Annotated in this window: 8 protein-coding genes; 4 read left to right on the forward strand and 4 right to left on the reverse strand. The window is 35.5% G+C overall.

Annotated features, from left to right (window positions below; all coding sequences use genetic code 11):
- Positions 1 to 2 precede the first annotated feature (2 nt).
- The 3 genes from ABTV71_RS17310 (at position 3) to ABTV71_RS17320 (ending at position 2,098) form a co-directional block, all read left to right on the forward strand.
- Entirely contained in the window at positions 3 to 1,028 is a 1,026-nt protein-coding gene (locus tag ABTV71_RS17310; RefSeq protein WP_433900441.1) for a hypothetical protein, read from the forward strand.
- Between the two features lie 14 nt (positions 1,029 to 1,042).
- A complete protein-coding gene (locus tag ABTV71_RS17315; RefSeq protein ID WP_433900442.1) occupies positions 1,043 to 1,645 on the forward strand; it encodes a hypothetical protein in 603 nt (200 codons plus the stop codon).
- Between the two features lie 78 nt (positions 1,646 to 1,723).
- Positions 1,724 to 2,098, forward strand: coding sequence for an HIT family protein (locus ABTV71_RS17320; protein WP_433900443.1), 375 nt, complete (start codon positions 1,724 to 1,726; stop codon positions 2,096 to 2,098).
- Positions 2,099 to 2,393: 295 nt separating this feature from the next.
- Here the strand turns inward: ABTV71_RS17320 and ABTV71_RS17325 are convergent, their stop codons facing one another.
- The 4 genes from ABTV71_RS17325 to ABTV71_RS17340 all read right to left on the reverse strand — a co-directional run bounded on the left by ABTV71_RS17325 (position 2,394) and on the right by ABTV71_RS17340 (position 11,467).
- The gene (locus tag ABTV71_RS17325) at positions 2,394 to 5,675 is read right to left on the reverse strand and encodes a DEAD/DEAH box helicase family protein (RefSeq protein WP_433900444.1); all 3,282 of its coding nucleotides are present in this window, start codon (positions 5,673 to 5,675) and stop codon (positions 2,394 to 2,396) included.
- 2 nt (positions 5,676 to 5,677) lie between these two features.
- The gene (locus ABTV71_RS17330; RefSeq protein ID WP_433900445.1) at positions 5,678 to 7,624 is read right to left on the reverse strand and encodes a site-specific DNA-methyltransferase; all 1,947 of its coding nucleotides are present in this window, start codon (positions 7,622 to 7,624) and stop codon (positions 5,678 to 5,680) included.
- 122 nt (positions 7,625 to 7,746) lie between these two features.
- Positions 7,747 to 10,506 carry an ATP-dependent helicase gene (locus ABTV71_RS17335; protein WP_433900446.1) on the reverse strand — a complete coding sequence of 920 codons (2,760 nt, stop codon included), beginning with the start codon at positions 10,504 to 10,506 and terminating at the stop codon, positions 7,747 to 7,749.
- A 415-nt stretch (positions 10,507 to 10,921) separates the two neighbouring features.
- Positions 10,922 to 11,467 carry a hypothetical protein gene (locus ABTV71_RS17340; protein ID WP_433900447.1) on the reverse strand — a complete coding sequence of 182 codons (546 nt, stop codon included), beginning with the start codon at positions 11,465 to 11,467 and terminating at the stop codon, positions 10,922 to 10,924.
- Positions 11,468 to 11,544: 77 nt separating this feature from the next.
- Here ABTV71_RS17340 and ABTV71_RS17345 point away from each other — a divergent pair.
- Positions 11,545 to 12,722, forward strand: a protein-coding gene (locus tag ABTV71_RS17345) for an IS3 family transposase (RefSeq protein WP_433900448.1) whose coding sequence is annotated in 2 segments (ribosomal slippage) — positions 11,545 to 11,815 and positions 11,815 to 12,722 — 1,179 coding nt in all. Because the reading frame shifts where the segments join, the coding sequence is not laid out codon by codon here.
- Positions 12,723 to 12,773: the final 51 nt, after the last annotated feature.

A 12,773-nucleotide genomic window follows, 5' to 3' on the forward strand; every position in this document is an offset into this window, starting at 1 on the left:
CATTGGCGACGCAATTTCAGATAAACGACCCCAGTCTCGAATCGCAATGGCGAGCGATCATATTGTTTGGCAAAAACTCGGCGACATATAAGTTTGCCTTTGCCAAGGCAATGATTGAGTTATTGCCTTCTGGCAAATCTTCGTTGTTGCTGGAAGACTTAGCAGGCCCCTTCTCAAGGAATATTGTCGAACATCTGCGGAAAAGTGATAAGCAGGGTAATTCTTCCTCAAGCAAATTCTTAAATGCCTGTCGCGATTTTATTGCTGGCCGGATCAGTGAAGATCAGTTGATCCAAACGACAATTAAATTCGGTTTTGTCAACGTAGTCGATGCATTTCAAAATGTAAATGGCGACATTATCAAAGACCCTTTTTATCAAAAAAACTATGCTGACCGAAGAAAAGAGATCATTCTAACGGACAACATCTTCGAGCTGCAAGAGACACTTCAATTCATTAACTTAGAACAAGAAGTTGACGCGCGATGGCACCTGGTCGAAACCGCCTGGAACTTGCAGATAAATCCTAACCTATTAGAAGTCAAACATGATTCTCTAAAACAGGAATTGTTCGTTGATTCATTAATGCGTCGTATTGATATCACCTCTGTAAGAGACGCATTAAACGGTTACCAAAAAGGCAAATGCTTCTACTCCTACCAAGATATCTTTGTCAACAAAGGATCGGAGAATATCTGCGAAGTGGATCACTTTCTACCGCATCTCAACAAAAAAGCCCATACTGCAGAAGAAGCAAATATTAATGGCGTCTGGAATCTGGTGTTAGCAGACCCAAAGATCAATGGTGATAAAAGTGCAAGGGTACCGCATCGCCGCTACCTAGAGCGACTGTATAATCGAAATGAATTCTATATTGAAAGTAAACATCCATTAGCCGAAACAATTATAAATCAAACAGGCAAGACAAAAGAAAAAAGACGTATCTTTCTACAAGCGCAGTATAATCTAGCACTCTCCTATTCCATTCACGAATGGGAACCCTGGATTGAACTGCCTGGAAATTTTTAGCATAATAAAACGCCATGAGATCCTTTTTATTAATTTTAATCGCCATCATTGTCAATTTTACGCATAGTTATGCGCAAAAAGATCCGGAGCTTAAAAATGCGCTAGCAAAGATGACGGCAGCATCAACTTCCTACAACGCCCAAGCCATTGTAAATCTGATGTCACCAAGGCTAATTAGACCGATGGGCGGAAGGGAAAACGCTTTGAAGCTTATTAAAAATAGTTTAGCAAAGATAAAGAAACAGAATATCACCGTAGATTCAGTAATCAATTACACAGACAGAGATATTGCCAAAGTGAAAAATATTGAATACTGCTTTTTCCCACAGCTAATTGTGTTGGGTATACCAGACAGCACGAAAAAAATGATTCGGTATGCGACTTTAATGGCGATAAAAGAACCTAGGGTTAAAGGTTGGACTTTTATAGATTACACTGACCTAAATGATGAAAAGATAAAAATTCTTCTACCTGAACTCGTCGGTAAATTGGATTTCCCAAGAGCAGAGATAAAACCTTTAGTTATTCCAAATGAGGAAGTGAATTCATCTATCGATTTTTCTATGAAAGTAATTGATGAGTCTATGAAAATGATAAAATCGGGTGCAGCAAAATAGTTTAGCAGTTTCGATCTCTTCACCGACACACTCCTACTCTATTTAATAATGAGAATAATCTCTAGAGAAATTTAAGCTATGAGCAGTATTAAAAACTTTTTAGAACTACCAACCGACAAACAAATCGGAGAAACACAACATTTCTTCCTGATCCGGGATGGATTTCCAGTGAGCCCTGGCCATACATTAATTATTAGCAAAGCACTTCGTACTGATTATTTTGAACTCACTCCTAATGAGAAAGCTGACCTAGATAATGCAATTGGTTTGGCTAGATCCTTAATAGAATCTGAGTTCACTCCTGATGGCTACAATATCGGCATGAACTGCGGTGAATCTGCCGGACAAACAGTCTTTCATTTTCATTGTCATCTAATCCCGCGTTATTCTGGCGACATGGAAAATCCTAGAGGTGGTGTAAGGCATGTGATACCGAGTAAGGGTAGTTATTAGGCATATTAATGTGTGGGATATACACACTGCCAGCTCGGAAAATGGAATACTCCGATAAAGCCGCCCTAGTTCACTCAGGTGAAAACTTGATTCGTACTGTTTGAAAATATCGTATTCGCTGAAGGCTAAAGTTGGCTGAAGTTCGCTGAGTTTTTGTATCTTTCGTATATCTTTTTGATGACCGTTACCCCGATTTTGGCCGCTAACCTTATTATTCGGGGGAATACACGAAGATAATAAACCCCAACTATTTATTTATTAAATAGATGGGGTTTTTCTGAATATCCCTCTCTAATCATTGATATTTAATTCCAATTACCTTGAATTCAGTCAGGTCTTTTGATATTTCGATCTTTACATTTTCTTTTATGTCTTGTAAATGGATAATTTTGTTGCTCTGGTCAAACATTCCAACTTTCAGCTTCTCCTCCTTCACCTCAAATACTTTGATTGTAATTTTCTTGCTATACAGTTCATCATTGATAGAGGGATGATAGCACACTATTTCTTTACTGAGAATCTCATCTATTGAAAAAGGAATTTCTGAGTTGAATAGAATCCACTTATTTTTCAATTCAGCACCTAAATCATCATCCTTTACCATTGTAGCAAATACCGACTCAGGATATTCTGCTTGTTTTACCTCAATCCAACCATTTGGATCAGAGTCTTTTTTCTGTACAAACTTTTTGTAAGCTCTTGAAGCATCATATGCAGGTATGAATTTATTAAATTTGAGCGCATCATCAATCTCCGATTCGGGAATAAGGGATGATTTGGACTGCACTTGTCCAAAGTATGCCTCTGCCTCATTTATAAACTCGTCAAATGATTTAGTAAGGTCCTTTAGCTTTGACATTTGAACCTGAAAGACCACCACACCTTTATAGCCTCCTACCTTACCTATACTAGGTACATTGTTAAGTTCCAAAAGGAGACGATTCTTTTTGGTATTTGAGAATGCCTCACCTTTAATCTCAATTACGTAGATTATTTTATTATAAAAGAAAATGAAATCTGGATAGTATTTATGTGTACCATATTCAAAGAATATGTTGCGTTCATTACGAATCCAAAATGGCTCTCCTTCTGGATTTTTTTCAATTAATTGGTTTATATAATCCGCAAGCTGCTTTTCAGGTAAAGAATCGAATTTGTCATAATCGTAAGCCGAATTTTCATAACCATAGAAATAGTAACCATCCTTGATTCTGCCTATTAGTTCCTTTTTGTCTATTGAGGTTCTTAGTTTATTTTCAATATCTTTTTTACGGACTTTGATTTTGTAAGATTTAAATTCATTTTGAAGTAGCCAAGTGTTTGACTCTGAATCAAGAGTGTCAAGATCAAGTTCAAAATATTCGTTCTCTACATAATGGATGTAAAAGTAAACAAAGCTGTCTTTAAATCTTTGGACTGCTAGCTTATAATCTATTTCATCAAGATTGTAAAAACGCAATCTTGTTTTATTCAGTAATCTGCCGTATTCCTGAAAAATCTTATATGTTTTAGGTACGTCTGGGATAGGCTTTAATCTAGCCAATACACGACCATAGATTTCTTTTATATCCTTGTCAGTAATGACCAGCTTGTCATAACTCCAATTCTGGTCTTCACCCATTTTATGAAAGGTCTTATCGTCAGTAAAAAGATCTACCTCTGTGAAAAAACTTTCTGGAGTATATTTAATGAAGCTGGTTAATTCATCTCCTATTGATCTATTAAAGCAATTTGCAGTAGTGTAGTCTGTGATGATCTTATCATAACTTTGAATCACATCTTTTATTGAAATACCCTGTTTTCGTTTGAAGTCAATTTTAATTCTTGGAATTTGAATACCTTTCAGCTTTTCCTTTTTAACAGGGTTCTCAATTGTGTGCTCTTCGCCTCGTTCCATAGAGAATGTCTTATCGCTAAGACCAAACTCATGTTGGATTTGTAAAACTACTTCCTCAAATGAGGCCCCCTTATCACAAACTATATGTAGCTTTTCAGAGTGTGTTAGTAGGTCATTGTCCTCTACGTTGTCATGTTCACGTTGTTCTTTATTTAATCTTACTCCCCGACCGACAATTTGTTTTACTGAAGTTTTGAAGTCTGTGGCTTTGTCATTGATAACAACCATCGAATAGACGTTTGGCATATCTATTCCTTCATTAAGCATATCAATAAAGATGACTATTTCAACCTTATTCTTTTGAATATCATCAAATGCCTTTTTAACCCACTTGTCTGATTGAGAATGCAGAAGAATAGAATTTGAAGCACACTCCTGAATTGCTTGTTGTATTTTAGACAAGTCCGAACTAAAATCAGTCTCATACATTTGAAGAATTAGATTAGTTGTTTCGGTATCCTCTTTCTTCGCTTTTTCGATTATAACTTCAAGACTGGCAGTGTCTGCTGATAATTCTTCTTTTATATACCTCTCAACTTTCTCAGCGAATGGTATTTCATTTTTGACCTTAACAAAACCAATACACTTTAAATCTCGACATTCTATATCTTGTGTAATAGCCTTCTTTTTAAGTAGATGAACTAAGAAAAAAGTTTGGAGCTTATATTTCTCGATATCTGTTAATTCGTTAGCTTTCCCTTTAGGTTTTGCTTCTTCGCCTGGAAGCGCTAATACCCTGACTCGTTTACCATACTTATCTTCTAAAAATTTTTTGATGTCGTATTTGTAAACAATGGTTTGATTCTTTTTATCTTTGTTAGTTTCTGTTTCAACTGCTGTTGCAGTGAACTCTAAAACGGCCAAAGGTTTAAATTCATTGATAATAGACTTTGACTTCCTACTCTGCGCGTGATGAGCTTCGTCGGTAATAATTATAAGATCCTCGTTCGCTAAAAAGTCTAAAAGACTAATGGTATTTCCCTCCTTATCTTTCCAGATAGAACTTTCCCAATTCTTCTTAGTCTGAGTGGCATTCTTACCAAACTTATCAATATTGAAAATAAAGATATTTGCATCAGTATCAGAATGGTAAAGGTCCTTTTTATCTTTGAAATTATCACCATTAATCAGATTGAATCTGAAAGGCACTTCATCGTGCCAAACTGTTTCTTTGCTGCCTTTTGTGAAATTGCGAATAGTCTTTTTGTAAATCTCGGTAGAGGAAGGCGTTACTATAAGAAAATTCCTAATATTATGCATCTTAAAAAGATAATAAACCGATGCACCCATTAACATAGTTTTTCCTGATCCAGTAGCCATCTCAAAACCAATAAATGGCGCATATCGTCCATTAGATGAGGTTATCTTTTCAAGTAGAGGCTTGATATGTTCATAACGTTTCTGACGAAGGAGATTTTTCTGCACTTCATCTGGTGAGCGACAAACATCAATTGATTGCTTGTAGATGTGGTGAAGTGTATAAATTGCTTCCTTCTGATAGTATCGTAACGGATATTTAGTTACACCTGATTCTAGAGATTTAAGAAATGAAGCGTCTGGAGATATTGATTCAAATAGAACTGTATCACTAGGTTCTATTTGCGATTTTACATCGCCCAATTTTGACAGCAGCGTACGCTGAAACTGCTGATAATATGGTTTCTCTACTTTCTTGGCCATGATTATCTCTCTAATTCAGCAAATACTGCGTGTGGAACTTTAATTATATCTAAGTCTTCAGGAATGTTATCCTGAACTATATCAATCCCTTTATTAGTATAGATCACTAGCCCTTTGAAGTCATCTTGCTTTTTCAGAGAAGTATATATCGTTTTGATCTCTTCATTTGTTATGGTGAGATTTGACTCTTTAGGGTCTGCTAAGAACGCTACACCGTATAACGATTTGCTATTGATCGAAATTTTGCCGAGCGTAGGCATATCCTCTCCCCTTAGAAATAATTGAGATGGAAACAGCTTAATACCGTCTTCAATAATAAAGTCATAGGAAAGTAGAAGTGATTCCTGAATAAACTTCTTACTCAAAGACCAGTTAAATTCTCCTTTACCAGTTTCAGAGTCAATACTTATTATTGATTCGCCAAGATGATAATATTTGAAAGACCCTCCACCTGCCCATTGAGATTCCTGAGATATTCCGCTTTGATCTGTTCCTTTCAAAATTGCCAGAAGTCGAGGAATTATTAGAGTTTCACAATGATCTCCTATTTCAATTCCAATCCATTTCGCCCCCATCTTATGTGCAACAGAAATAGTAGTCCCTGAGCCACTAAAGCTATCCATAACAAGATCGCCAGGCATGACGTTAGCAATTTGAAGGATTCGCTTTATTAATCTTTCTGGTTTTTTACTTTCACTAAAATTGACTCCCCCTTCAGAAGAAATTCCATTATAAGGAATGTCCAGCCATATATTAGTTAATTGCTTTGTGGGAGTTATACGTCCGTCAATATTTTTCACTTTATTAGAATAGAAATAAACTTGGCGACCGTTGTAAGCATATTCGATTGCACCGTTTTCTCGGATGAGCTTAACAAATTCATTAGTTTTGTTTTTAGATTTATTACGTAACTCTATGATGTCTGAACCGGCATCATTTCCTATTGCAGTACCTTGAAATATAGACTTGGCATTTTTTATAGCGAAATCTGAAACTAGAGAATTAAAGACGACTTCACTAAGCGCTTTTTTAGCTGCACGTGTATTTTCATACCCTTCCCGTTCGGCAATAAATTGATTGACTCCAATAACTTCCCATTCTGAATAGTTATTGTCAATATTTTTAATATACTGATTGTATCCGAAATCATGTTCTGAAGGAACATAAATTGTTTCGTATTTATATTCAGACTTCGATTTAGCATACATTAAAATGTACTCTGCCCCATCATAAGGTGATGGGTTAACGGTTTTAAATCCTGATGGATCAGAAGTTTTTACGGTGAAAAAATTAACAAAATTATGGCGACCAAAAACGTCATCAAGAAGGAGTTTTAGATGAAAAATAAATTTCTCATCTAGTTGAATAAATAGGACACCGTCTGATCTCAACAGTTCTCTAAGAATAGAAACTCGGTCACGTATCATAGTTAACCAAGTTGAAGCCTCTAAATTATCCTCATAATGTTCAAATGCCTTACCAGTGTTATACGGAGGATCTATGTAGATGCACTTAACTTTATCAGAATCGGATTTACTACTAAAAAGCTTTTTTAAGCTATTAAGTGCAAGAAGATTATCCCCTTTGATAAGAATGTTATCTATTTCTTTTGTTTCTTTTTCATCGATAATTTCGTCTACTGTAAAGACTTCATTCGCCCCAGAAGTAAAACTTGCTTTGTCATCTACGGAAGAGTAATAGGCTTTTTGAAATGACAATGGCCTAGCTTCTTTTACTCTTATATCATCACGATCTACCCAAAATGGAATATTACCAACACCTTTTTTTTCAGATAACTCATAAAAAAGTGCTTCATCCTTGTTTATCCAATTTATTCTAGGTGAAGTTGTGTCCGAGAAAGATTTAATAGCATTTTCATTTAGGCTAATTATAGCCTTTTGCTTGTTATACCATTCAAGGGTTAATGATCCACTATATTTTTTTGACATATTTGACCTCTAAAATCTTTGTTCTTCTATTTTTTTATCGTAACTGTACCTTTACTATTTGTTATCATCCCCGGACCCAAGGTATTATGGAAACAATTTGAATAATACTTTCCATATCCATTTTAATGCTTTGCTCCTGAGCACAATTTGCGTTGATAGCAAGATGCACAAGCTTTAACATTATAAGTTTTAGCTAATTTGTTCCCTCTAATATCATTGGCGGATTTTATTATTTTGGTTTTGATCTCCGCAATCTTTTCATTAGCTAAAGGCTGTGTATGTTTCCTATGTTGCACTTCGTCGAGTGAAAATATTTGTAGATAATCCGCAACCTCACCAGTAAGCTCTTTATAACCAACAGCATACATAGAAAGCTGTTCCATTGTAATTTCTTTGGTTTGTATATCGTCCTTACTTTTAAAATCAATAATGGTGGTAACGTAAGTACCATCTAAGTCTTTTTTCTTGATTAAGTCCATCCTACCATTAACCATAATCCCATCACCTAAATCAATTTGAATTTCCTTTTCTGCATATTCTATGCTATCAAAATCCTCTCTATTGGCTGTTAAGTACTCAAGGCTTACCTTAATTGAGCTATCGCGAACATCTTGAAAGATTTGATCATGTGCATAGGGCAAATGTAGATGTCTATCTACATACTGTGCAATTTGTGATTCGTCAATAATCTCACCATCTAAATGACGTCTGTGCATTTCCATTAGAATATTATGCAAAGATTTACCGTAGCCAACCTGCGCAGAAATCGGCTGATTGAAACCGTATAGTGAAATCAGTTTGAATCGATATGGACAGTCAAAATATGCTTTAAGCACCGAAAAATTTAAAAGGATTGAATTCGTCTCCTTTTTAGATTCTGGTATGGCCATTCGCTTAGTGGAATAATCAAACGCAGTTGTTGATATTAGATAGTCTGAATTGCTTATTTCTTTGCAGAATACCGACTCCTTCTGATATAGTTTATTCTCTTTTGCTCTGGAGATGAAGAGGTATTTCTGAGAGCGGGTGATGGCAACATACATCAACCTTCTTTCGTCATCCACATTAGTTTCATAACGATATTGATCTTTAATTAAATCTTTATCAATAAAGTGCCAAATTTGCTTACCTCCAGGCCTCTTAATAGGTAGATAGTTTTTATTCATCCCCGGAATAAAAACAACCGGGAATTCTAATCCTTTTGATTGGAAGATTGTCATTATCTGAACAGCGTTGGGTGTTTTATAAGAATTATTGAGCCATCCTTCTGGATAATAACCGTCAGCAGAGAACTTTAGAAAATTGAGAAAGCCTTTTAAACGATAAATAGGTTTATCAGTGAAATGAATTGACTCAAAATCATTAATTATTTGACTGAACATACCAAAATTATAGAAGATGACCTCATTAATCTCATTACCAATGATGTCATCATGGGCAGGATCAAAGAACGTTTCTTCTGTCAGTTTTGCATTCTCGATGAAATCCCAAAAAATCCCTTGTATTGAAAAGGTTGCATAGTATGCATTCGTTTTAGGTATTTTTTTTGCTAGGTTTGCTATCGCAAAGTCTAGGCTTGCTTCATCAATATTATTAGATACAGATTCCCAATATAGTTTAAGTGAATCTTCTTCTAATTCACCACTTAGAAACTCATACAAAGCCCTTGCAGCTTTTATTTCTGGTCTCTGAAAAAGCTCATTAACTCCACTGACAACAAAAGGGATACCTTTTTCCTGTAGCGTATGCATTATAGATTCAGCTTTACGCCAAGTGCGGATAAGAATTGCCATGTCGGAATAATCAATACCTCTTGCTTTGGAATCTTGCTTATCTTGAAATGCAACGCTCTCATTTTCTCTTCGTATTTTCCTTATAGTATCAGCAATAAATTGATTCTCTTGGTCTAATTCATCAAATTGATTGTATATAATATCATTCAGTTCAAACCTTTGGTGCCCAGATGCATTCATTATTTTAGGAAGTCTTTCAGTATTGTTTAGGATACACTTTAACGCCGTTTCAATTACCCCCTTTGTACTTCTGAAATTATCTTCAAGTTTTATGTAGCAGACATTTGGGTACCGCTGGCTAAATGTTTGAATGTACCTGACATCGCCACCACGCCATTGATATATGGTCTGATCATCATCACCAACAACACAAATATTGGCCCCTAATTCCGTAAGATTGAAGATGAGTTCTTCCTGAATTGGATTGACATCCTGATATTCGTCTACAATGAGATATCTAAGCTTAGACTGAATTTTATCCCTAAAAACTGAATTGCTTCTGAGGTTTAGAATAGCTTCAGTCATAATCATGGTAAAATCAAAATAGGCACTTGATTTTAAGGTGGATTCATATCTTGATTGTGCATCCATCCATTCCTGACTAATCTCTTTTCCTTCCGTAATTTCAGTCTCCCGAAGTATACTCATTATTGCTATGAAACGACCTGTATCGTTATACCTTTCCATACCGACCTCTCCCATTCCCATTTTATGATAATACTTATCTACAAATAGTTTTAGCTTGATCTCATCAAGTACAGTAAATTTCTGATATTCATAAATATTGTTTTGAATAGCTTGTAGGCACCAAGAGTGGATAGTTCCGATATACATTTCTGATAGACCTTTAATATTTCCCAATTGCTCTCGGCATAATTTGAGCACCCTTGTTTTTAATTCTGCGGCAGCTTTCTCTGTATAAGTAAATGCGATAATATTTGAAGGATGAACATCTTCCTTTGATTTAAGAATGTTAACTATCCTCTGAGAAATAACTTGAGTTTTTCCTGAACCTGCACAAGCAATGACCTGGAGATTTTGGTCGATTGTGTTAATAGCTTTTTCCTGATTTTTAGTATATTGAATCATTGCTTTTTACCTTCAATTAGTTCTAGCCCTTTCTAGCCAAAAGCTCACTTATAATTGCACCATTTATTTTATCAACCCCAAGTATTACCATCTAATCCTATTTAGCGGAAAGTGGTATCTATACCTTTTTCACCAAAATAAGCTTAGATCATCTATCATTTCTTTCTATTTTAATCAGTAAAAACAGTGTAAATTCTCCAGGTTTTTACTATTTATCTCACTATAAGAAGCTTACCTTATTCTATATCTACGAACTTATCAAATATTGTCTAAAGATAAGGATAAGGAAGGAAATAGGAAACGAAATCCCATATGTATATTAAGTTATTTAAGAATAATAAGGATCTAACAATATTGGAAAAACTAAGGACGATTAATCATTAGATTGCAAACAGCTACCCCAAAATTTTGAATGTTATTCCAAAATTTCTTCATACTTTCTAAAAAGCTCAATAAATATATAATCTATCAAAATAAGTAATCCAAATCGAACAAAATAATTATCATCCCTAAGATTTATAGTAAAAAGTGTTTTTAGGGTAGGTAAATTTTCCTGATATGACAAAGTGTTATGAGCACAGCGATTTCTATGATTATATAACAAAGAATATTTATCCTGTAAGACATTTACGAACAACTCATTTTGCGTTGCGAATTGAGCGTTTGTAAAAAATGCACCACCACTAACAAAATCAAAAAAAGATCTTTCTGACCAAGTGGATAAATTTGAATTAATCAACAAATCCCTAATATCAGAGAAAGTTTTTCGCCTCAAGTCACTTTTGTTTAGGTCAATTTCGGGGTTGTAATCTGGCATTAGCTGCTTTATAGCACTGAGTAAGTCCATATAAATTTCTCTTTTTTCTTTATAAGTAGAGCATTCCCCTAAAGGTTTCTTTGTATATCTATCATATCTATAATAATAATCATTGGTAGCTAACTCCCAGCAAATACATTTCATTTTTTGCTCTTGGAAACCTGAAGTTGCTACATTTGAATGGACATTAAGTTAAGAGAATTTAATAACTTAACAGACTTATGTCAAGAGAAAGAAAAGTTTATACCAAAGAGTTCAAACTGATGAGTGTTGAACTGAGCAACACACGTAGTGACCTTAGTGCGCTGGCTAGGGAATTGGATATTAGTCCGGCATTGTTGTATAGGTGGCGAAAGGAACATTCTGTAAAACAAGGGAGTAGTTTCCCCGGTAATGGAAAAGTTATCCTGAATGAAGGCGAACAGGAGTTAGCACGATTAAGAAAAGAACTTCGGGATACACAGATAGAACGGGATATATTAAAGAAGGCTGTAAGCATCTTCTCCAAGAGCGACACCAAATATTCAGGTTCATAAGGGACAATAGTGAAATATTTACAGTCGAGAAGATGTGTCAGGTGTTCAAGGTGAGCAGAGCCGGCTATTACAACTTTTTAAAGGGCATCCCTTCAAAGAGAAGTGTTGAAAACCAAAAGCTTGCTATGGAAATCCAGGATGCATTTGTAAATAGTAAGAAAACTTACGGCAGTCCACGTATTACCCGGGAACTGCACAAAAAGAATATCAAAGTATCCAGAGTGAGGGTTGCCAAACTGATGAGAAAGGTAGGCTTAAGAAGTATTGTCAAGAAAAAGTTTAAGGTGACCACAGATTCTACCCACAAGTTTTCGGTACCGGATAATATATTGGACCGTGATTTTAAACCGGGAATACTTGGTGTGGTTTGGGTATCAGACATCACCTACATCAAAACGCAGCAGGGATGGCTGTATCTGACAACAGTAATCGATCTGGGAGATCGAAAAGTAATCGGATGGGCTTTAAGTGAGACTATGAATGCGGTAGATACGGTGATTTCAGCTTTTAAAATGGCACAAAAAGCAAGGCCAATCACCCGGAAACTAATCTTCCATTCTGACCGAGGAGTACAGTATGCCTGTCATGAGTTCAGCTCTATACTGGAAAAAAATCCACTCATCATAAGAAGTATGAGTAGAAAGGGGAATTGCTGGGATAATGCTGTGGCCGAAAGTTTTTTCAAGACACTTAAGGCGGAATGTGTATATCAGCATAAATTCGCTCACAGAGAGCAAGCTGCGCTTATTGTCTTTGAATATATTGAGACATGGTACAACCGAAAAAGACAACATTCTGCCTTAGGATACTTATCACCAGAGGAGTTTGCTAGAAAAATAAATAAACAAAATATTGCAGCTTAACTAAGTGTCCATTTTATTGTTGCAATTCCAACCTGGAGTTGCTAACTTAGT

This window comes from Sphingobacterium puteale (assembly GCF_050986225.1).
GTDB lineage: Bacteria > Bacteroidota > Bacteroidia > Sphingobacteriales > Sphingobacteriaceae > Sphingobacterium > Sphingobacterium puteale.

Bases quoted from the DNA above. Each gene is read 5' to 3' on its own strand.
- ABTV71_RS17315 (WP_433900442.1), top strand. From the start codon at position 1,043: ATGAGATCCTTTTTATTAATTTTAATCGCCATCATTGTCAATTTTACG.
- ABTV71_RS17320 (WP_433900443.1), top strand. From the start codon at position 1,724: ATGAGCAGTATTAAAAACTTTTTAGAACTACCAACCGACAAACAAATC.
- ABTV71_RS17325 (WP_433900444.1), bottom strand. From the start codon at position 5,675: ATGGCCAAGAAAGTAGAGAAACCATATTATCAGCAGTTTCAGCGTACG.
- ABTV71_RS17330 (WP_433900445.1), bottom strand. From the start codon at position 7,624: ATGTCAAAAAAATATAGTGGATCATTAACCCTTGAATGGTATAACAAG.
- ABTV71_RS17335 (WP_433900446.1), bottom strand. From the start codon at position 10,506: ATGATTCAATATACTAAAAATCAGGAAAAAGCTATTAACACAATCGAC.
- ABTV71_RS17340 (WP_433900447.1), bottom strand. From the start codon at position 11,467: ATGAAATGTATTTGCTGGGAGTTAGCTACCAATGATTATTATTATAGA.